Source organism: Pseudohongiella sp., assembly GCF_040877505.1.
Classification (GTDB): domain Bacteria; phylum Pseudomonadota; class Gammaproteobacteria; order Pseudomonadales; family Pseudohongiellaceae; genus Pseudohongiella.
In genome coordinates, this window is sequence record NZ_JBBDNQ010000028.1 from 198044 (window position 1) to 218838 (window position 20795).

Here is a 20795-nt window from a genome sequence, read left to right on the forward strand (position 1 = left end):
AACTTGCTTTATCAAAAATCCAAGGCAACAAATAGATGACAATCACTGTATGGCAACTATTCAATCATTGGGTATCGGCTCGGGTCTGTTGACCAGCGAGCTACTCGAATCGCTGCTGGAAGCTGAGCGGGCGCCGGTCGAATTGCGTCTGGACCGTGAGCAGGCGATCGCAGAGGCCAAACTGTCTGCCTTTGGCGAAATCAACAGTGTCGTGAGCGAGCTGCAGGATGCCATGCAGGCACTCAATAGCACCTCAGCGTTCAACGCCAGCCAGGTGGTTTCCAGTAACGAATCTGCCTTGACCGCCACCGCTGCCAGTACTGCAGATGCGGGCAACTATTCAATCCAGATACAGCAGCTGGCGCAACAACAAACCATCGCTACGCAAGCCTATACCTCGGTCAACGAAGCGATTGGCACAGGGGAAATCAGCTTTCGTTTTGGTACCACAGATATTGATGGTGATGGTCTCTACCAGGGTTTTACCGCGAACGACGAGATCGCCGAGCGCAGCCTGGTGATCGATGAGAGCAACAATACCCTCGCGGGTATTCGCGACGCGGTCAATGCGGCGAACTTCGGGGTTGAGGCTACCATCGTTGATGATGGCAGTGGCTTCCGCCTGTTGTTTACCAGTGCCGAGTCTGGCGCTGACCAGAGTATAGAATTGACCGGCACCGGCACCGCGGGGCTTGATGCTTTCAACTTCAATGCCGGAGCGCAGACCGCAAGCCAGACTCAGGCCGCGCAGGATGCCCTGTTTACGGTGAACGGCCTGGCCATCAGTCGCAGTGACAATCTCGTTACCGGGGTGATTCCGGGTGTGACCCTTAATCTCAAATCGACCACCACTGGCCCTGTCAGTCTCGGTATCGACAAGGATCCCAGTGCGCTGATGGACAAGGTGCAGGACTTTGTAGGCGCCTACAATGGCCTTAAAAGCATGAGTGATCAGTTATCGGCATTTGATCCGGATTCCGGATCATCCGGTCAGGGCAGCCTGCTGACCGGGGATACTGCCCTGCGCCGGATGATGACCGACATCAACAATACCTTGCGCCAGGTGACATCGGGCGCAACGTTCAGCTCGTTGGCTGAAGTGGGTGTTACCTCTGACCAGTTCAACGATTACCAGTTGACGTTTGATCGCAGCGAGTTTGAAACCGCGTTTGCAACCGATCCGCAGGCGGTGACCGGTCTGTTTGCTGCCACCGGCACCACATCAGACAGTCAGGTTGATTTTCTGCAGGCGGGCAGGGACACCCAGGCGGGCAGCTATGATGTTGAAATCACCCGCATGGCCGAGGTGGGACGTTATCAAGGTGTCAGCGTGGCAGCATTGGGCGCGGGCAATATCGTGATTGATGCCGACAACAAGGATTTTACCGTGTTGTTCAACGGCAATGAAATTGATATCAGCCTGACCGAAGGGACGTACGCTACCGCTGAGGAGCTGGCCACCGAGTTGCAGGCACAGATTAACAGCAATGCCGATGTGATTGATTCAGAAGACAGCATGACGGTGGTGTACAACGCCGCTGAATCGCGTTTTGATATGAGCTCGAATCGATACGGTGAAGAGTCGGTGATCCGCTTTACCGATATTTCCGCTGAAGCCTCATCTACTCTGGGTCTGGTGCTGGACAACCGTGGGCCGTTTCAGGGTAATCAGTTGAATAGTCTGGCCACCACCGGTGGTTTAAGCAGTGATCCATTTATTGATCCATTGGTGATAGATGAAGATACCGCCTTCAGTCTCAGCATCAATGGTATCAGTACCGGGTCGTTGTCCTTGCCAGGAGATGCAGCGACACCGGTTACTTACACTACCCCCGATGAGTTGACGGCGGCGTTGCAAACGCAAATTAACGACGCTTTGGCGGCAGACGGCATCACCGTCAATGTGAATTACCAATACAATGCCGACAATACGCAAGGACGTCTGGTATTTTCCACCGCTGATGCCGGCGATGAGATTGCGTTTACGGACGTTAATTTTGCCGCTGCCAGCAAGCTGGGCCTGTTTCTGGGTACCGGTGCTGCCGAAACGTCCATTAGGGGCGTCGATGTTGAAGGCACCATCAACGGCATTGAAGCGGTAGGCAGCGGGCAGTTACTGACCGCATCCAGCGGTGTGGAAGCGGCCCGGCCCGGGTTTTACCTGAATGCTGCACACGGTGATCTTTCAGGCAGCACGGCGACTGACAGCTTCCGGGTCGAGGTTGATGGCGTATTGTCCGGATCCATCTCGCTGGGTACGCTGGGTAACAGCTCTCCGGAAACGGTGGCCGCAGCCATGCAGACAGCGATTAACAATAATCCGGCAATGATTGCTGCCGGTGTGGGTGTTATTGTTGATTACGACACACCCTCAGGTTCGTTTGGCATTATTTCCAATTCAACCGGGGCATCATCGAGTGTGAAGATTGCCGAACTGCAAGGCAATGCCGGTAATCTGTTGGGCTTCAATATTGGACGAGGTGCACGCGGGGAAGCCGGGCAGGACGCCAGCGGTGAGCCCGACCCCTCGTCCGGATTGCGTCTGCGTATCAATGGCGGCGACGTCGGTGATCGTGGCACGGTGGATTACACCAGGGGTGTGGCCGATCGCATGAAAAGCCTGATCGACACATTTCTGTCGCCAGGCGGTGTGCTCAGCGGCCGCCAGGAGTCGCTTAACGGTGAGCTTGAAAAAATAGCAGAGCGCCGTGTCGAGTTGGACGAACGCATGGCACGCTCCGAGCGTCGTCTGCAATCGTCATTCACGGCCAATGACCTGATTATCTCGCGTTTCAACACCACGGCAGACTTTCTGACCTCGCAGCTCGATATGCTTGAGGCCCTGGTCACGCCAAAGCGTGAGTAACAACCGTATTTGAACGTCCACATATCACTCAGAACGCAAACCATCAAATTCAGCCAAGGGGAACAAAATGTATTCAATGACGCAGGCCGCCGCTCAGTACAAGCGCATCAACAATGAAAGCGGTATCGAACATGCCAGTCCGCATCGCCTGATCCAGATGCTGATGACCGGCGCCATGGATCGCCTGGTACAGGCAAAATCCGCCATGGAACGGGGTGAAACAGAATCCAAAGGTGTTTTGCTGGGCAAGGCCACGGGCATTATTGCGGGTCTGCAGGGCAGTCTGGAGCGTGATCAGGCACCGGAGCTGGTGGATAATCTGGAGCGACTGTATGACTATATGCAGCGTCGTCTGTTTGAGGCCAATGTCAGCAACGATCCGGCATTGGTGCAGGAAGTGACAGACCTGATGCGTACCGTCAAGGCCGGGTGGGACGAAATTGACCCGGCAGCACAAGCGGCATCATGATGCCAGTCAAGTTTTTGACGGCTAACGTTTGACTCTGCTGGTCCGGGCAGTGTCTAATTGAAAACAAAGATGGCTGAAAAGAATCGATAACAATCGATCACAAAGTCGCAACAGGGGCAGGTCGGAAGATGCAGCGCACGTCAGTGCTGCGGCGGCCTGCCGGTACCGGGCATGACAGAGATACTACTGATAGAAGACAGCAAAAAGCTGGGGCATGATTTAAGTATTGTGCTCGAGTTCCTGGGCGAGCACCCGTTAATCGTGGCGCGCGCACATTGGCATGATGATGCAACTGCCCAGGGCGTTGATCCGGACAAGCTCAAGCTTATTCTGGTGGGGCATTACAAACCTTCCCTGATGACCGGTTTGCTGGACGACCTGACCGATTGGCACGAAGGAGTGCCCCTGGTGCTGCTGGGTGATCAGGAATTGCCCGATTTCCCTGCCAAGATCTCAACCCGCATCGTCGCCACCATTCCCCTGCCGCTAAGCTACCAGCCTATGCTGGATGCCTTGCACAAGGCGCAGGTATATGGCGATCACTACGCCCGTCTGCGCGATGTGGGCAGTGTGCGCGACTACAACATGTTCCGTAGCCTGGTGGGTAACAGCGCCTCGGTTGAGCGTATCCGCCAGGTGATGTCTCAGGTGGCGGACACCGAGGTTACAGTGCTGATCACCGGCGAATCCGGCACCGGCAAGGAAGTGGTGGCGCGTAATCTGCATGCCAATTCGACACGGGCGGGGAAACCGTTTGTGCCTATCAATTGTGGCGCTATCCCACCTGATCTGCTGGAAAGTGAGCTGTTTGGTCACGAAAAAGGTGCGTTTACCGGGGCCATTTCCACCCGGGTCGGTCGTTTTGAACTGGCGCAGGGCGGCACCCTGTTTCTGGACGAAATAGGCGATATGCCCTTGCCCATGCAGGTGAAATTGCTGCGGGTGATACAGGAGCAGTGTTACGAACGAGTGGGTGGCACCAAAACCATGCAGACGGATGTGAGAATCCTGGTGGCCACGCATCGCAATCTGGAGGATATGATTGCAGCCGGCACATTCAGGCAGGATTTGTATTACCGGATCAATGTATTTCCCATTGAAATGCCGTCCTTGCGCGACCGCGCTTCCGATATACCGTTTTTGCTCAACGAACTGATTTCCCGTCTGGAAAACAGCAAGCGTGGCTCCGTGCGTTTTAATTCGGCCGCAATACGCGCACTGGGCAAGTACAAGTGGCCGGGCAACGTCAGGGAACTGGCCAATCTGGTGGAGCGTATGGCAATCATGCATCCACATGGCGTGGTGGGCGTGCACGATCTGCCGCGCCAGTACCAGCCGGAGGAAACCGTGTTGCCTCAGGTAATTGACGATGCGGCGGAAATGATTGACGCTGAACCAGCGCCAGTCAGTGGCTCGCAGGGCGAACCTGAGCATGCAGTGAACGGTTCGCTGAAGAGCAGTGTTGTTGATGCGCTTAGCCAGGGTGCCGGCAATCTGCTGCCACTGAACGGTCTGGATCTGAAGGAGTATCTGGCCAACCTGGAGCGTAATCTGATAGAACAGGCGCTGGATGACAGCGGTGGTGTGGTGGCGCGGGCGGCAGACCGGCTGAATATCAGGCGCACGACACTGGTGGAGAAGATGCGCAAGTATGAGATGCAGCGCTGACCTGTATTATTCCCGGGTTCCGAGACTGATGTCGCCCATGGTGAGTGTTTCCAGCAGCAATTCCGTGCGGTCGCCTTCTTCTATCTGCACCAGCTTTGCCAGCACAAATTCATGCGCCAAAGCCAGCCAGATAATGGTGCTGCGGTCGGCTTCGGGTTCGCGCACGCGCTCTATCATCACGGTATCCAGCGGTCCGGCCAGTGTGTCCACCGTTTCCCGGGCGCTAATCTGGTAGGTCTGCATCTCCGGTTCGGTGCCATCAAGAATCTCGTATTCCAGTGTTGTGCCTGGTACCAGCAGTTCGGGCCGGGCGTTAAGCTGGGCGCTCATCTGAGCGGTAAAGCTCAGGTTGTCCAGCAAACCTGCGCTGATCGCGGTCTCCGATTGCCGATCATCCCGGCTCACACTGGCGCTGCCGCTCTCCCAGTCAAAGCTGATAGTTTCCTCGCGTTTGCGCAGGCCGCTTTGTCTGAAGGCATAAGACACAGGCACGGCGCCACTGTCCAGCCAGTAGAAATGACTGGTTTCGGCGACGGTAATCAGGTTGGCACCCAGGACTTTCAGGGACAGGCCGTGGCTAAGTTGGTAGACATTGTCACCGGTCTGCAGAAGGTGACGGTAGGCATCCGTGCTCAAACCGCGCGCGCGGGCTTCATAGCCTGCCTCGTACGGCGTGGGCGCAATCAGTGCAGGGGCTGCCGGGGCATCCTGATCTGCATGCGCGCGGCTGTCGGCGCCGACAGTGACGACAGCAACAGCTATTGCAGCAAGGCCTATCGTATTGCGAAACAGCGTCATATACCTGCCCTTTAGTGAGTGTCTGGTGATTATCGCAAGACATCAGTGTGCACCCGGTTAGCTTAACGCTGGCCAAACGCTGGTCAATTGGCGTGGGTCTGGCTGTTTTCCTGACTCTGAACACCACAAGTCGGTAAACGTTGCTGGTCCAGCGTGACGCCATCGACATCGAAAACCAGACGCCCGGCGGCAAACCATGCCAGTACTTCAGGGTATATTTTGTGCTCTTCGATAGCAACTCGCTGAGCCAGCGTGTCTTTTGTGTCGTTGGCGGCAATTTTGATGACCGCTTGCCGCACGACTGGGCCGCCATCAAGTTCCGGAGTGACAAAATGCACACTGGCACCGTGCAGCGCCTCGCCAGCGTCCAGAACCCGCTGGTGGGTATTGGTGCCTTTGTAGGCAGGCAGCAGTGACGGGTGGATATTCAACAGGCGTCCGGCGTAATGCTGGACGAATGCGCTGCTGAGGATGCGCATGAAGCCGGCCAGCACCACCAGGTCGGGTGCAAAGGTGTCTATTTCCTGTCTCAGGCGGGCGTCAAAAGCTTCGCGTGACGCGAACGCTTTGTGGTCGAGTACACATGTTGCGATACCCGCCTGCGCTGCCCGCTGCAGACCAAACGCGTCCGCCCGGTTGCTGATTACCGCACTGAGCTGGTAACCACCGGTGTGGCTTTGGTCGATGATGGCCTGCAGATTACTGCCATTGCCGGAGATCAGAACCACAACCCTGCAGGCAGGGCTCTTATTGTCCTGCTTCACGCATGGTCACCGGTCAGTTTGACCACCGGCTTTTGCTGCTCGCTTTTGCTGATCTGCCCCAGCACGACGGCGCCGCGGGTTTGCTCGCGCAGGATGGCCAGCGCCTCATCGGCCTTGTCGGCAGCAACACAGACGATCATGCCGATGCCGCAGTTGAACGTGCGCAACATTTCGCGATTGTTGATATTGCCGCTCATCTGCAGCCATTCAAAGATGGCCGGTCGTTGCCAGGCATTGGTGTCAATTTCTGCTTCGGTGAAATCGGGCATCACGCGCGGCAGATTCTCTATAATGCCGCCGCCGGTAATATGCGCCATGGCGTGCACCGGCACTGTTGCCTGCAGACTCTGCAGGGCTTTGACGTAGATTTCGGTCGGGGCCAGCAGCACGTCACCCAGGGTGCTGTCACCAAAGGGGTCATCCAGTTTGGCGTTGGAGATCTCCAGCACTTTGCGTATCAGTGAGTAACCATTGGAGTGCGGGCCGGAGGACTCCAGGCCAATCAGGCAGTCACCGACCTGCACCTGGCTGTTGTCGATGATGTTGTCCTTTTCGACCACGCCGACGGCGAATCCGGCCAGGTCGTAGTCGCCTTTCTGGTACATACCGGGCATCTCAGCGGTTTCGCCGCCAATCAATGAGCAGCCGGCCTGGCGACAGCCCTCGCCGATACCACTGACAACTTCAGTGGCGACATCCACATTGAGCCCGCCGGTGGCGTAATAATCCAGAAAAAACAGGGGCTCGCCGCCACAAACGATGAGATCGTTGACGCACATGGCAACCAGGTCGATGCCAATGGTGTCGTGTTTGCCCATGTCGATGGCCAGTTTCAGTTTGGTGCCGACACCGTCTGTGGCCGACACCAGCACTGGCTTGCGATAGCCTTCGGGGATTTCACACAGTGCGCCGAACCCGCCCAGGCCGGACAACACCTCGGGGCGTCGGGTGGACTGGGTCACCGATTTGATTTTTTCCACCAGGGCATCGCCGGCATCTATGTCCACGCCCGCGTCTTTGTAGCTGAGGCTGGTCTGGGCAGGTTTACCGTTGGCGGAAGAGGGCGCTTTAGTCGTCATGAAGAGGTGAAATCCCTGAATTGAAAAATATTACTGCGTATTTTAACAGTTGCCAGCGCCTTCGTCAGGCGATTATGTAAAACAGTCAGGTGATCGGTTATGATGACGCGCATGACAAAACGACTTTTATGTTTATGGGCAGGTTTACGGGCAGGTTTACGGGCAACTCTACGGGCAGGTTCATCGGCACCGGCCAGGCGTATGCCGGGCATGCTTTTGCTCCGGGCTGCGCAGATACTGCTGCTGCCGGTACTGGCCATGGTAAGCGGTTCGCCGGTGCTGGCGTTACCGGTTGACGGCCTGTACCGGCAGGAAATTGTTGTCGAGAACCAGAGTCAGGCAGAGCGCGAACGCGCCTACCGCGCCGCTTTTGCGCAGGTGATCGTCAAGGTTACCGGTGAGCGTCGCTGGCTGGAGCATCCCCAGGTTCGTGAGGCAACCCAGCGTGCATCGACCTATGTTGCCGAGGTCAGCTATCGCTCGGTCATGCTGGAGCCTCGCCTGGATGTGCGTTTCGACCAGGATCTTGTTGATGACTTGTTGAACCGCGCAGACATACCGGTGTGGGATCGTAACCGGGCCAGTGTTTTACTCTGGGTGACAGTGCAGACGCCGGATGGCCGGCGCGCCATGCTGGGTTCCAGCACGGAACATGTCCTGCTGTCGCAGGCCCGTGAGTTTGCCGGCGCGCGCGGTGTGCCGATTCTGATACCCCTGCTGGATTTGACTGACCGGCGCATGGTTACCGTTGATCAGGGCTGGCAGCTTGATACGGATGCACTGCGCCAGGCCGGTGAACGCTATGGCGCCGACAGTGTCCTGGCTGGTCGTCTGTTGATAACGCCGGACAATGAAGTGGTGGGGCTGTGGCAGTTTGTGTTTCGTGATCAGGTGCACGTTTTTGACCATGTAGACAACAGCGCAGAAACCTATATGGATTTTCCGCTGGATGCGGTGACCACGCGTCTGGCCGAACATTTTGGTCTGGTGCTCAGTGAGTTTGAGCAGGAAGACGAGGTCATACTGCGTATTGAAGGCATCACGGATCTGGCCAGCCATACCGACCTGATGAACTACCTGGGATCACTGTCGGTGATCCGGGATGTGAACGTGTCAGCCCTTCGTGCCGATACCATTGAGTTGCGCGTGAACCTGGCCGGAACGCGTCAGCATCTGACCGAGTTCATCAGTCTGGGGCGCGACCTGCAACCGGTCAACTTTGAGCTGGGCGCAGTGACTGCTGACCTGCTGCATTATCGCTGGACCGGGCAGTGACACCGGCATGATCGACCCGCCCGCCAACAATCCCCGGCAGTTAACCTTGCGGCTAAGCCTCGATGACGAGGCAACCTTTGCCAACTTCTATTGTCCTGCGGCGGCAGAGCAATCAGCCAATGCTGCGGTGGTTGCGTATTTGCAACAGTGTGCCGGCCATTGGGCGCAGCGCCAGTCAGGTGATGAAGGTGGCACCTTGTTAAAGGCGTTTGTCTGGCTCTGGGGGGGCGCAGGTGCCGGTTGTTCGCATTTGCTGCAGGCCGTGTGTCACGAACTGGATGCACGTGGACAGGCGGTGTTTTACCTGAGTCTGTCGGGCTGGCGGGAGATGACGCCCGATGTTCTGTCCGGGCTGGAACAGGTGGCAGTGCTGTGTCTTGACGACATTGACGAGGTGGCAGGTCACCCGGAATGGGAAGAGGCACTGTTCCATCTTTACAACCGAATGGCAGCCCTGCAAACGCCATTGTTGCTGGCGGCGCGCAGCAGTCCGCAATACACCGGTTTTACATTAAAGGATCTGCATTCGCGTCTGCAGTCGGCGGCTGTATTTCAGCTGGCCGTGCTGGATGATGAAAACAAAATGGCGGCCCTGCAGATGCGTGCCTCGCACCTGGGCTTTGAGCTGAGCGAGGAGGTTGCCGGTTATCTGGTGCGGCGCTGCGAGCGCAGCATGAGCGCACTGATGGCCATGTTGCATGAGCTGGACAGACATTCACTGGAGCTGCAGCGCAAAATCACGGTGCCCCTGATCAAGTCATTGATGAATTGGTAGGCTCTGGCTGGCTACAGGTTTACGCCCAGATGCTTTTTGGCCATTCGGATGTACACCAGCAGCGCACAGAACAGCCCCACACACAGGAAGCTGTAAATCAGCCCATAGAACAGCTCACCGGGCACAAAGGCAGTGACTACCGCGTGGGTAAAGTACATCAACACCACGAAGCTGAGCCAGGCGTAGGTGCGCAGGGTATTACGCCGCAAACCGGGCAGGAAGATAAGCAGGGGCAGCAGGCGGAACAGCCACAGAAAAACGGCTACGCCGATGGGTGCCCCTCTGAACAGGGTCAGTATTGCGTCCGCCGTAAACAGGCCCAGCATACCAAAATAGAATGCCAGCACGGCTTTGCGTGACTGGGTGACGATGGCAGGTGAGGCCGCTGTTGATGGCTTGGCTGACGTCTCGGGGTCCCATATTTTGGTCATGTCATAGGCTCTTTTTGGTTGAGTTTAAGTGCCAGGTCGCCCAGGCGTCGACCCAGGGCCAGGCACAAGGCCTGCTCATCTTCGCTGAGCGGCAGATCGCTGTCCGGGCCGGCCACGTGACTGGCCCCGTAAGGTGTGCCGCCGGTCTGTGTGCGCATCAGCGCCGGTTCGCTGTAAGGTAAACCACAAATCAGCATGCCATGGTGAAGCAGGGGCAGGCTCATACTCAACAATGTCGATTCCTGGCCACCGTGCTGACTGGAGCTTGATGTGAACACAGCCGCAGGTTTATTGACGAGCGCACCGCTGGCCCACAGCGCTCCGGTGTTATCCAGAAAATATTTCATCGCCGCTGCCATATTGCCGAAGCGTGTCGGGCTGCCCATGGCCAGGGCTGAACAATGACGCAAGTCGTCTTCGCTGCAATACACCGCGCCATTTTCTGGTATGGCCGGGATGCTGGCAGTGTGATCGGGAGAGACCGACGGCACCGTTCTTAGCCGCGCCTCAATTTTGCCGGCCTGTTCAGCGCCGCGCGCTATCAAGGCCGCCATGTCCGCGGTGGCGCCATGGCGGCTGTAATACAGTACCAGTACATAAGGTTCAGGCCGGCTCACGGGATCAACTCCAGTACTTTTTCCGGCGGACGACCGATAACGGCTTTGTCGCCGTAGACCACAATCGGGCGTTCAATCAGGCGCGGATGTTCGCTCATGGCTTCAATCAGGCTGTTTTCCCCCAGGGTATCGTCCATCAGCTTCAGCTCTTTGAACTCGGCTTCGCCTTTGCGCAGCAATTGCCTGGCCGGTATGTTGAGCAGTTTCAGCAGGCGTCGCAATTCCGCCGGTTGGGGCGGCGTTTCCAGGTACAGCACCTGCTCCGGTTCGATACCGCGTGCCTGCAAAAGTGCCAGGGTCTGTCGCGACTTTGAGCAGCGGGGATTGTGGTAAATAACAACATTACTCATGACTTGGACTCGGTATCTGAGCTGGCGATAAGATCTGGCAGCGTGATGTCGCCGCAGGTCTCAGCCCAGCTTGCTTCGGCTTCATCCAGCACCTTGCGGATCTGCATCTGTTCTTCACAACAGGAACGAATATCCAGTCGATCCTTGGCATAGAAGCGCAATTTCCGTCTGAGCTCATGCAATTTGCAGTTATTTACCGTGGACACCGGCAGATAGCAGGGCGGACTCTCATCGGTGGCGCGAATGAATTCTATTGCCATCAGAATCTGCAGGGCGGATTCTATCATGGCCGGACTCATTCGGGTGTAGGCTTGCAGTTCATTCGCAGACCATGGCTCGACGCCTTGCTGGAAGCGTTTGACAATCAGATAGGCAATGGTGAGGTCGAGCTCCTCTTTCATTCTCAGGCTGAGTTTTGGTGGCTCGCGTCCGGAGTAGGTCTTGTACGGGTGCTGATGATAAAACGCCACCGATGAACCGATCAGCAGCATCAGCCAGCCCAGATAAATCACCAGCATCAACAGAATAACGGCAAAGAATGCGGCATAGATCACGGCATTCGCCGAATATTCCGTAATGAAGTTCTGGAAAACCCAACCCATCAGTTTCCATGCAATGGTGGTGACGATGCCGCCAATGAACGCTGATTGAAAGCGCACCTTGGTGTTGGGGATAAAAATGAAGGCCAGCGCAAATGCCAGCGACATGAACAGAAAGGGTGTGACGAGCCCGATAAACTGCAGGATGATGCCGCCCGTGGGCAGGCTTTCCAGCAACCTGACAAAAAAGACTGTGTTGACATAAGAGGCAATGCCGACGGACATCAGGATAAGCAGTGGCGCCACAATAATGGCAAACAGATACTCACTGATGCGGCTGCCGATGTTGCGCGCGTGGCTTACCGACCAGATGTAATTGAATGACAATTCGATGCGCTGCATCATGGTCAATACCGTATACAGCAGCACCCCGAGGCTGACAATGCTGAGGACGTCGACGCGGACATTGTCGACAAAACCGACAACGTTTTTTGCAATATCAACACTGTATTCACCCATGAACGGCTGCAGCAGGCCCAGCAAGGTGGGTTCCAGTTCGTTGTGCACGCCCAGGCCCTTGAGGACGGCAAAGGCCAGTGCCAGCAGCGGCACAAACGCAATAACCGTGTAGTAGACCAGGCTCATGGCGCGTAGGCTGAGGGCGCCCTGTGCCAAATCTCTGGCCACCGCATAGGCGATTTGCAAGGCCCGGAAGCCGGCGCGCTGCCAGCGGTTTCCTGCCGGGCGGTCAGCCCACAGGAAACTGTCAGCCTTGTCTTTCAGTTCGTACAATGACCTTAACTGCATATCACTCCTGTCGAGATGCCTGGTACAGCGCCGCCTGTGACCATGGTTCAGCCGGGCAGGCGACTCTGCAGAAATGGCAGTATAGCGTCAAGTGCCACCATTTCGGGCTCGGCGGCGCGGCGGGATTTGTATTCCAGTTGATTGTTTTCCAGTCCCCGGTCAGATACCACCAGCCGGTGTGGAATACCCATCAGCTCCATGTCGGCAAACTTTACCCCGGGACTGGTTTTTTTGTCCCGGTCATCCAGCAGCACGTCATAACCGGCAGCTTCCAGTGTCTTCAGTAACTGGTCACTGACCTCCACTACGCGTTCGGATTTGTGTGCATTAAGTGGCACGATGGCGATCTGGAAGGGCGCGATGGCGTCAGGCCAGATGATGCCGTTGTTGTCATGATTCTGTTCGATGGCCGCTGCCACAATACGGCTGACCCCGATGCCATAACAACCCATGGTCATCAGCACTGATTTGCCGTTTTCGTCCAGCACTGCCGCGTTCATCGCCTTGCTGTATTTGGTGCCCAGCTGGAAGATATGGCCCACTTCGATGCCGCGTTTTATCGATAGCGTGCCTTTGCCATCAGGGCTCAGGTCGCCTTCTTTTACCCGGCGGAAATCGGCGACAGTATCAAAATGACAATCCTTGCCCCAATTGGCATTGGTCAAATGAAAACCATCCTGGTTGGCACCGCAAACGAACTCCGTCATGTGCTCAACGCTGCGGTCAGCGATGGCAGGGAAGGGCAGTTGCACCGGACCCAGGCAACCGGGTCTGCAACCGACAGCGTTCTGTATCTGCTCGTCGCTGGCGAACTCGACCGGTGCGGCAACACCATCCAGTTTCTCCAGCTTGACTTCATTGACCTCCTGGTCGCCACGAATCAGCAGGGCAATCAGGCCATGTTTATTGTTGTCATCGTCAGACTTGACGATCAGGGTCTTGATCAGTTGTGAGGCAGACACTTGCAGTTGTTCTGCGACGGCCTCAATTGTATGCGCATCGCCGGTATTGACCTTGCTGGCAGCTGTGTCGCTGACAGGTGCAGGGCCGGCAGCCAGATCCGGAATGATGCCGTCGGCCAGTTCGATATTGGCGGCATAGTCGCCCGTAGAGCTGAAAACGATATCATCTTCGCCCGAATCAGCCAGCACATGAAATTCATGCGATACGCTGCCGCCGATATTGCCGGTGTCCGCCAGTACCGGGCGGTAGTCCAGCCCCAGCCGCTCGAATATGTTGCAGTAGGTCCGGAACATGACGTCGTAGGTCTGCTGCAGCGAGTCCTCATTGATGTGAAAAGAATAGGCGTCCTTCATCAGAAACTCACGTGCGCGCATGATGCCAAAGCGCGGGCGACGCTCGTCACGGAACTTCATCTGAATCTGATAGAAATTGGCCGGCAATTGCTTGTAGCTGTTGAACTCGTTACGAATCAGATCGGTAATGACCTCTTCGTGGGTCGGGCCCAGGCAAAAATCACGGTTATGGCGATCAACGAAACGGAGCAGTTCGGGGCCCATCTGATCCCAGCGTCCGGATTCCTGCCACAGCTCTGCCGATTGCACCACCGGCATTGACACTTCCATGGCGCCTGACCTGTTCATCTCTTCGCGCACGATGGCAGTGGTTTTGTGCAATACGCGCAGACCGGCCGGCAGCCAGGTATACATACCGCTGGCAAGCTTGCGGATCAGGCCCGCACGCAACATCAACTGGTGACTGATGACTTCCGCATCGGCCGGGGTTTCTCTGAGTGTGGCAATAAGATATTGACTGGTGCGCATGCGGGTCCTGCTGTGGGTTCTGGGTGCGTGATGGGAGTGGTTCGGGCCGTACTGTTCAGGCCGTTCTGGTCTGGCAACCGGCTGGCGGGGGATGCCCGCCAGCGGTGTCTGCTACTGATATCGCGTGTTACTGGGCGAATTCTTTCAGTTTTTTCAACGGCAGTATCTTGACGCGAGTGCTGGCCGGCTTCTTGGGTATGTCCATGGTTTCGCCTGGTTTGAAGGGATTGGGTACACCCTTTCGCGCAGGCTGGGCGGGGCGTTTAACGGCCTTGATTTTGAGCAGACCGGGCAAAGTGAATTCGCCAACGCCGCGCTTTTTGATGTGACGTTCGATCAGCGCGCCCAGCTCGTTGAGCACTGCGTCGACCTGCTTTTTGCTCAATTCGGTGTTCTGTGCGATCTCGGCCAGGATTGCCGTTTTGGTGTATTTGTCAGTAATTGCTGTGGTCTTTTTGGCTATCGGTTTTGCAGCGGGTTTCGCTGTCGTTTTTGCTGTCGGTTTGGTAGCTGCCATGCTGATTCTCGTGTGTAGTGAGGTGAATTAAAAATCTTACGTAACATTTTGCGAAACGTCGTAGGCGGAAATGACCGCACAAGCCGTTATTTATAAAGGATTGCAGGGTCTGCCGCAAGTGCTGAAAGGCCGTAGTATGAGCGGTTTTGCAAAATGTTTTCCATCCCTCTGCCCTGACTGCCAATATTGATGCATCATTTGCAGCAACTCAGGTGATGAACCCTGGAAAATTAAGGTATAATCGGCGGCTTTTGAATTAAATTGCTTTCTTTGTAATTGAAGTGAGACTTATTTTATGCCGATTTATGAGTATCAATGCAAGGAGTGCGGCCACCGTCTGGAAGCCATCCAGAAGTTCAGTGATGCGCCGCTGACCGAATGTCCGGCATGTCACCATCTGGACGGTCTTAGCAAGCAGGTGTCAGCGCCCAGTTTCCGCCTCAAGGGTGGTGGCTGGTACGAGACCGACTTCAAAACCGGCAATAAGCGGCACGGCACCCAGGATAGCAGTGCGGGCGACAGCCCGGCAGCAGGCGCCACCAAATCGGGCACAGGTAATGCACCTGCCTCGGGCACTGCCGCCTGATTTTTTTTACCAGAACCCATCGTTAGAACAACCTTGCAGGAAATCAGTATGCGCAGCCATTATTGCGGAGAATTAAACGAAGCCATAATTGACGAAACTGTCAGTCTTTGTGGCTGGGTCCATCGTCGACGTGATCATGGCGGCGTCATTTTTGTGGATCTGCGCGATCGCGATGGTTTGTGCCAGGTCGTGTTCGACCCGGATCGCGCGGAGACTTTTGCGCTGGCCGAGAGCCTGCGCAATGAATTTGTCGTACGCGTCACCGGGCGGGTTCGTGCCCGTCCCGAAGGCACCATCAACAAGGATCTGCCCAGCGGTGGTATTGAGGTGCTGGCGCACGAGCTGGAAATTCTGAGCGTGGCCAAAACGCCGCCGTTCCAGCTCGATGAGCATGCTTCAGTCAGTGAAGATGTGCGCCTGCGTCACCGCTACATTGATCTGCGTCGCCCCGAGATGATCGATCGTCTGCGCTTTCGCTCCAAGGTGACCAATACCATCCGTAACTACCTGGATGAAAACGGGTTCCTGGATATTGAAACACCGATTCTGACCCGGGCCACGCCTGAGGGCGCGCGCGACTATCTGGTCCCCAGCCGCACCCACCCTGGCGAGTTTTTTGCGCTGCCACAGTCGCCGCAGTTGTTCAAACAGATTCTGATGGTGGCCGGCATGGACCGGTATTACCAGATCGCCAAGTGTTTCCGTGATGAAGACCTGCGCGCTGACCGACAGCCTGAATTTACCCAGATCGACATTGAGACTTCGTTCATGAACGAGGAGCAGATCATGTCGACCACGGAAGAGATGATTCGCCAGACCTTTAAACGACACCTTGATGTGGATCTGGGTGTGTTCCCGCGCATGACCTGGGGCGAAGCGATGCGTCGTTTTGGTTCGGACAAGCCGGACCTGCGTATTGATCTGGAATTTACCGATATTGCTGATTTGATGGCGAGCGTGGATTTCAAGGTGTTTGCTGGTCCGGCAAAAGACCCGGACAGTCGTGTGGTGGCCTTGCGGGTACCGGACGGTGCATCACTGAGCCGCAAGGAAATCGATGACTACACCAAATTTGTTGGTATTTACGGTGCCAAGGGCCTGGCCTGGATCAAGGTCAATGATATCAATGCCGGCCTGGAAGGGCTGCAGTCACCCATCATCAAGTTCATGCCGGAAGATGTCGTCAGGCAGGTGCTGGATCGGTTACAGGCGGCCACTGGCGACATCATTTTCTTTGGTGCGGACAAGGCCGGTATCGTCAATGAAGCCATTGGCGCGCTGCGCCTGAAAGTGGCGGCAGACCTTGGCAAGGTACGTGCAGGCTGGGCGCCCTTGTGGGTAGTGGACTTCCCGATGTTCGAGCGTGACAAGGAAGGTAATCTAAATTCCCTGCACCATCCGTTCACCGCGCCTTCATGCAGCCCCGATGAATTGCGTGACAAGCCCGATCAGGCATTGTCGCGTGCCTACGACATGGTATTGAATGGCACCGAGCTGGGCGGTGGTTCCATCCGTATCAACCAGCCACAAATGCAGAGCGCCGTGTTTGACCTGCTGGGTATTGGCGAAGCCGAGGCGCAGGAGAAATTCGGTTTCCTGCTGACCGCACTGGCATCCGGCTGTCCTCCGCATGGCGGCCTGGCCTTTGGTCTGGATCGTCTGATCATGCTGATGACCGGCGCCACGTCGATTCGTGAGGTGATTGCCTTCCCGAAAACCCAGTCTGCGGCCTGTCCGTTGACCGATGCGCCGGGCCCGGTGTCGGCCAAGCAGTTGCGCGAGTTGAATATCCGTTTGCGTGAGCAGCCGGCTGCGCCGTCTGCCTGAGGCAGAACATGACGCTCATCCTGGGCATTGATCCCGGCTCGCGCGCCACCGGTTTTGGCATAATCGAGTCCGTTGGTAATCGCCTGAAATATGTCGGCAGCGGGTGCATCAGGCCAGCCCTGGGGGAGCACCCGCAGCGGCTGAAAGAAATCTTCCGTGGCATCAGTGATGTCATCGAACAATACTCGCCGCAAGAATGCGCCATTGAAGAAGTATTCCTGGGCAAAAGCGTGTCGTCGGCCCTGAAACTTGGGCAGGCGCGTGGCAGCGCCATGGTTGCCTGCCTGCACCTGGACCTGCCGGTGTCGGAATACACCCCGCGTACCGTCAAACAATCTGTCACCGGTTCCGGTGCTGCCGATAAAGTGCAGGTTCAGCACATGGTGAAGGTGCTGCTGGGCTTGCAGGGCAAGTTGCAGGCTGATGCCGCAGATGCGCTGGCCATCGCGGTGTGTCATGCTAATACCCGACAAAGTATGATCAAACTTGCGTCAGCGCGGAATTTCAGCCGCGGACGTTTCCGTTAGTCATGTCGGTATCTGATAGCGGGTCGTTTTTAATGCTGTGGCTGAATACTGCGTTTGGGAGAGTGTGAGTGATAGGACGCCTGAAAGGAATTGTGCTGGAGAAAAAAGCACCGGAGCTGTTGCTGGACGTCAACGGTGTGGGTTACGAATTGCAGGCGCCAATGAGCACTTTCTATCAATTGCCCGCCATCGGGCAGGGCGTGTTGCTGCACACGCATCTGGTCGTGCGCGAGGATGCGCATTTGTTGTATGGCTTTTTTGATCAGCAGGAGCGGGCCTTGTTTCGTGCGCTGATCAAGGTCAGTGGTGTCGGCCCGAAAGTGGCGCTGGCCATTCTGTCCGGTGTCACGGCTGATGAATTTGTGCGCCTGGTGCGCCAGGATGACGACACCGCACTGACCAGGATCCCTGGCATCGGCAAAAAGACTGCCGAGCGGCTGCTGCTGGAAATGCGCGATCGCCTGAAGGACTGGCAGTCACCGGCATCGCCGGATGAACTGGCTGGCGCGAGCAGAACTGTGTCCGGCAGTAATGCTGTCAGTGAGGATGCCGAAACTGCGTTGATCGCATTGGGCTACAAACCCCAGGAAGCTGCGCGCATGATTGTCAGAACGCTCAAAGACAACCCGGAGCTGACGCGCAGCGAAGAGATCATCCGTCTGGCGCTGAAAGGCATGGTCTGAATTTGATCACTGAATTTGATCAGGGCATAAATGGATAAACGAACAGCAACACGGTACTGCGTACATGACAAGTGACAATGATCGTCTGATTTCGCCCTCGCTGGCGCCGCAGGAGCAATCCGTTGATCGCGCCATTCGTCCGCTGGTGCTGGCCGACTATATAGGTCAGGACGACGTCAAAACCCAGATGCAGATTTTTATCAGTGCCGCGCGTAATCGTGGTGAACCGCTGGACCATACCCTGATTTTTGGTCCGCCGGGCCTGGGCAAAACCACACTGGCCAATATCATTGCCAACGAGCTGGATGTGGCCATCAAGACCACCTCCGGTCCAGTGCTGGAAAAGGCCGGTGATCTGGCGGCGTTGCTGACCAATCTTGAAGAGGGAGATGTCCTCTTTATTGACGAAATTCACCGCCTGAGCCCGGCAATTGAAGAAATTCTTTATCCGGCAATGGAGGATTATCAGCTTGATATCATGATTGGTGAAGGGCCTGCCGCCCGTTCCATCAAGCTGGAGTTGCCGCCTTTTACCCTGGTCGGCGCCACCACCCGGGCAGGTCTGCTGACATCGCCGCTGCGCGATCGTTTTGGCATCATCCAGCGCCTTGAGTTCTACACGCATCCGCAGCTCACCGAAATTGTTACCCGGTCTGCCCGCATCCTGGGCTGTCAGATTGATGAATCCGGCGCCTTTGAAATTGCCCGTCGTTCGCGTGGTACCCCCCGGATTGCCAACCGCCTGCTGCGCCGCGTGCGGGACTTCAGTGAAGTCAAGCATGCCGGGCAGATCAGCAGTGAGATTGCCGGGCTGGCGCTGGATATGCTCAGCATTGACAACAATGGTTTTGATCACATGGACCGGCGTCTGCTGCTGACCATGATCGAGAAATTTGGCGGTGGGCCGGTGGGCGTTGACAGCCTGGCGGCGGCGATCAGTGAGGAGCGTGATACCATCGAAGATGTGCTGGAGCCCTACCTGATCCAGCAGGGTTACATGATGCGCACCGCGCGCGGGCGCATGGTGACCTCGCATGCCTATCTGCAGCTGGGTTTGCCTGCCCCTGTCCAGCCCTGAGGCAGGCGTCTGTGGCCGATCGGTTCACAAACCCTGTATCAGGTCACAATATAGCCATATTTAATCAGTCTTTGGTCATTCGTCCCTGTATTATAAGTTGTTAATTTGACTTATAATGCGGCCTGTTTTTATATCCGCAAACCGGCTTCTCGAGCACGGTGGTATAGCAGATAAGGGAGTACCTGGTGCAAAACTCGATGAGTGTCTGGACGCTGATACTGGATGCAACCATAATTGTGCAGCTTGTCATGCTGACGCTGCTGGCTGCTTCTATTGTCTCCTGGGTCATGATTATTCAGCGCTGGCTGGTGCTTAGCAGCGCCGAGCAAGGCATGTACGGGTTTGAAAAGCGCTTCTGGTCGGGCATGGATCTGAGCCAGCTCTACCGCGAAGGCAGCAGCCAGCAGAAAGAGAACCAGCCCACCGGGGGTATGGAAAACATATTCCGCGCCGGTTTCAAGGAATTCATGCGCCTGCGCCAGCAGGGCGGTGTCAGTTCCGAGGGTGTCATGGCCGGCGCCCAGCGCGCCATGCGTGTTGCCTACTCGCGTGAAGAAGAGAAGCTGGAAAAGAATCTGCCGTTCCTGGCAACAGTCGGTTCCGTCACCCCATACATCGGCCTGTTTGGCACCGTCATTGGTATCATGAACTCCTTTATCGGGCTTGCCGAGCAGAATCAGGCAACACTGCAGGTGGTGGCGCCGGGTATCGCCGAAGCGCTGATTGCAACCGCCATGGGCCTGTTTGCAGCCATCCCGGCCGTGGTAGCGTATAACCGTTACTCACACCGTGTCGATGTGATTGCCCAGAACTACATTACCTTTACCGAAGAATTTGCCGGCATCCTGCATCGTCAGGTCGCCAGTGTGCAGAAATAAGCGGTTGATGCCAGCCCACTCACGGTAGCGAAAAGCAATGGAAATTGTCAGAAAACGACGCAAGCCGATGTCAGAAATCAATGTGGTGCCCTACATTGATGTGATGCTGGTACTGCTTATCGTGTTTATGGTGACGGCGCCCCTGCTGACGCAGGGCTTGCGTGTTGATCTGCCGCAGGTAGACTCTGAGCCCATGGACATGGACGAAAATGCCGAGACGCTGGTGATTGAGCTGACCGCGGATAATGAATTCTATATCAGTCTGGGTGTGACCGAACAGGACGAGCAGACGCCTGTGGAGTTGGCAACAATTGGCCAGCAGGTCGCCTCGATCGTGAGCGCCAACCCGACCATTCAGATATTCGTTGAGGGTGATGCCAGCGCCAGTTATGGTCCCTTTATCAGTTTGATGGAAGCATTGCGCGTCGCTGGTGTTGAAAGCCCTAACCTGGTAACCAAGCCACTGGAATAAGTGTT

Annotated in this window: 22 protein-coding genes; 12 read left to right on the forward strand and 10 right to left on the reverse strand. The window is 56.3% G+C overall.

Annotated elements, in window-relative coordinates:
* The first annotated feature begins 49 nt into the window (after positions 1 to 49).
* The 3 genes from fliD (at position 50) to WD071_RS10520 (ending at position 5003) form a co-directional block, all read left to right on the forward strand.
* Positions 50 to 2866, forward strand: a complete 2817-nt coding sequence (fliD, locus tag WD071_RS10510; protein ID WP_368048329.1) for a flagellar filament capping protein FliD — start codon at positions 50 to 52, stop codon at positions 2864 to 2866.
* Positions 2867 to 2933: 67 nt separating this feature from the next.
* Entirely contained in the window at positions 2934 to 3335 is a 402-nt protein-coding gene (gene fliS / locus WD071_RS10515; protein WP_368048330.1) for a flagellar export chaperone FliS, read from the forward strand.
* Positions 3336 to 3506: 171 nt separating this feature from the next.
* Positions 3507 to 5003: a sigma-54 dependent transcriptional regulator gene (locus WD071_RS10520; RefSeq protein ID WP_368048331.1), complete on the forward strand. Its 1497-nt coding sequence runs from the start codon at positions 3507 to 3509 to the stop codon at positions 5001 to 5003.
* Between the two features lie 6 nt (positions 5004 to 5009).
* Here WD071_RS10520 and WD071_RS10525 read toward each other — a convergent pair whose 3' ends face one another.
* The 4 genes from WD071_RS10525 to WD071_RS10540 form a co-directional block, all read right to left on the reverse strand.
* Positions 5010 to 5801: a DUF3108 domain-containing protein gene (locus WD071_RS10525; RefSeq protein ID WP_368048332.1), complete on the reverse strand. Its 792-nt coding sequence runs from the start codon at positions 5799 to 5801 to the stop codon at positions 5010 to 5012.
* 83 nt (positions 5802 to 5884) lie between these two features.
* The gene (gene purN / locus WD071_RS10530) at positions 5885 to 6565 is read right to left on the reverse strand and encodes a phosphoribosylglycinamide formyltransferase (RefSeq protein WP_368048333.1); all 681 of its coding nucleotides are present in this window, start codon (positions 6563 to 6565) and stop codon (positions 5885 to 5887) included.
* Positions 6562 to 7644: a phosphoribosylformylglycinamidine cyclo-ligase gene (purM, locus tag WD071_RS10535; RefSeq protein ID WP_368048334.1), complete on the reverse strand. Its 1083-nt coding sequence runs from the start codon at positions 7642 to 7644 to the stop codon at positions 6562 to 6564. The genes purN and purM overlap by 4 nt, the downstream gene beginning before the upstream one ends.
* Positions 7641 to 7856: a hypothetical protein gene (locus tag WD071_RS10540; protein WP_368048335.1), complete on the reverse strand. Its 216-nt coding sequence runs from the start codon at positions 7854 to 7856 to the stop codon at positions 7641 to 7643. The genes purM and WD071_RS10540 overlap by 4 nt, the downstream gene beginning before the upstream one ends.
* On the opposite strand from WD071_RS10540, the gene WD071_RS10545 reads away from it, so the two are divergent.
* Positions 7855 to 8919, forward strand: a complete 1065-nt coding sequence (locus WD071_RS10545) for a DUF2066 domain-containing protein (RefSeq protein WP_368048336.1) — start codon at positions 7855 to 7857, stop codon at positions 8917 to 8919. The genes WD071_RS10540 and WD071_RS10545 overlap by 2 nt on opposite strands.
* A 7-nt stretch (positions 8920 to 8926) precedes the next feature.
* The gene (gene hda, locus WD071_RS10550; protein ID WP_368048337.1) at positions 8927 to 9694 is read left to right on the forward strand and encodes a DnaA regulatory inactivator Hda; all 768 of its coding nucleotides are present in this window, start codon (positions 8927 to 8929) and stop codon (positions 9692 to 9694) included.
* An 11-nt stretch (positions 9695 to 9705) separates the two neighbouring features.
* Here the strand turns inward: hda and WD071_RS10555 are convergent, their stop codons facing one another.
* From WD071_RS10555 to WD071_RS10580, 6 genes are all read right to left on the reverse strand, one after another.
* Entirely contained in the window at positions 9706 to 10125 is a 420-nt protein-coding gene (locus tag WD071_RS10555) for a DUF2069 domain-containing protein (RefSeq protein WP_368048338.1), read from the reverse strand.
* A complete protein-coding gene (wrbA, locus tag WD071_RS10560; protein ID WP_368048339.1) occupies positions 10122 to 10742 on the reverse strand; it encodes an NAD(P)H:quinone oxidoreductase in 621 nt (206 codons plus the stop codon). The genes WD071_RS10555 and wrbA overlap by 4 nt, the downstream gene beginning before the upstream one ends.
* Positions 10739 to 11092 (reverse strand): arsenate reductase (glutaredoxin), encoded by a 354-nt coding sequence (arsC, locus tag WD071_RS10565; RefSeq protein ID WP_368048340.1) that lies wholly within the window; start codon positions 11090 to 11092, stop codon positions 10739 to 10741. Before arsC ends, wrbA begins: the two co-directional genes overlap by 4 nt.
* On the reverse strand, positions 11089 to 12438 hold the full coding sequence (locus tag WD071_RS10570) for a YihY/virulence factor BrkB family protein (RefSeq protein WP_368048341.1): 1350 nt from the start codon (positions 12436 to 12438) through the stop codon (positions 11089 to 11091). The genes arsC and WD071_RS10570 overlap by 4 nt, the downstream gene beginning before the upstream one ends.
* 47 nt (positions 12439 to 12485) lie before the next feature.
* Positions 12486 to 14222 carry a proline--tRNA ligase gene (locus WD071_RS10575; RefSeq protein WP_368048342.1) on the reverse strand — a complete coding sequence of 579 codons (1737 nt, stop codon included), beginning with the start codon at positions 14220 to 14222 and terminating at the stop codon, positions 12486 to 12488.
* A 127-nt stretch (positions 14223 to 14349) separates the two neighbouring features.
* Positions 14350 to 14739, reverse strand: coding sequence for an HU family DNA-binding protein (locus WD071_RS10580; protein WP_368048343.1), 390 nt, complete (start codon positions 14737 to 14739; stop codon positions 14350 to 14352).
* Between the two features lie 295 nt (positions 14740 to 15034).
* On the opposite strand from WD071_RS10580, the gene WD071_RS10585 reads away from it, so the two are divergent.
* The 7 genes from WD071_RS10585 to WD071_RS10615 all read left to right on the forward strand — a co-directional run bounded on the left by WD071_RS10585 (position 15035) and on the right by WD071_RS10615 (position 20790).
* Positions 15035 to 15325 carry an FmdB family zinc ribbon protein gene (locus WD071_RS10585; RefSeq protein WP_368048344.1) on the forward strand — a complete coding sequence of 97 codons (291 nt, stop codon included), beginning with the start codon at positions 15035 to 15037 and terminating at the stop codon, positions 15323 to 15325.
* A gap of 48 nt (positions 15326 to 15373) precedes the next feature.
* Positions 15374 to 17152 (forward strand): aspartate--tRNA ligase, encoded by a 1779-nt coding sequence (aspS, locus tag WD071_RS10590; protein WP_368048345.1) that lies wholly within the window; start codon positions 15374 to 15376, stop codon positions 17150 to 17152.
* A gap of 8 nt (positions 17153 to 17160) precedes the next feature.
* Positions 17161 to 17679, forward strand: coding sequence for a crossover junction endodeoxyribonuclease RuvC (gene ruvC, locus WD071_RS10595; RefSeq protein ID WP_368048346.1), 519 nt, complete (start codon positions 17161 to 17163; stop codon positions 17677 to 17679).
* Between the two features lie 68 nt (positions 17680 to 17747).
* Positions 17748 to 18362: a Holliday junction branch migration protein RuvA gene (gene ruvA, locus WD071_RS10600; protein WP_368048347.1), complete on the forward strand. Its 615-nt coding sequence runs from the start codon at positions 17748 to 17750 to the stop codon at positions 18360 to 18362.
* 64 nt (positions 18363 to 18426) lie between these two features.
* Complete coding sequence (gene ruvB, locus WD071_RS10605) at positions 18427 to 19440, forward strand: Holliday junction branch migration DNA helicase RuvB (RefSeq protein WP_368048348.1); 1014 nt, start codon at positions 18427 to 18429, stop codon at positions 19438 to 19440.
* A 197-nt stretch (positions 19441 to 19637) separates the two neighbouring features.
* On the forward strand, positions 19638 to 20318 hold the full coding sequence (gene tolQ / locus WD071_RS10610) for a protein TolQ (RefSeq protein WP_368048381.1): 681 nt from the start codon (positions 19638 to 19640) through the stop codon (positions 20316 to 20318).
* A gap of 37 nt (positions 20319 to 20355) precedes the next feature.
* Positions 20356 to 20790, forward strand: coding sequence for an ExbD/TolR family protein (locus tag WD071_RS10615; protein WP_368048349.1), 435 nt, complete (start codon positions 20356 to 20358; stop codon positions 20788 to 20790).
* Positions 20791 to 20795: the final 5 nt, after the last annotated feature.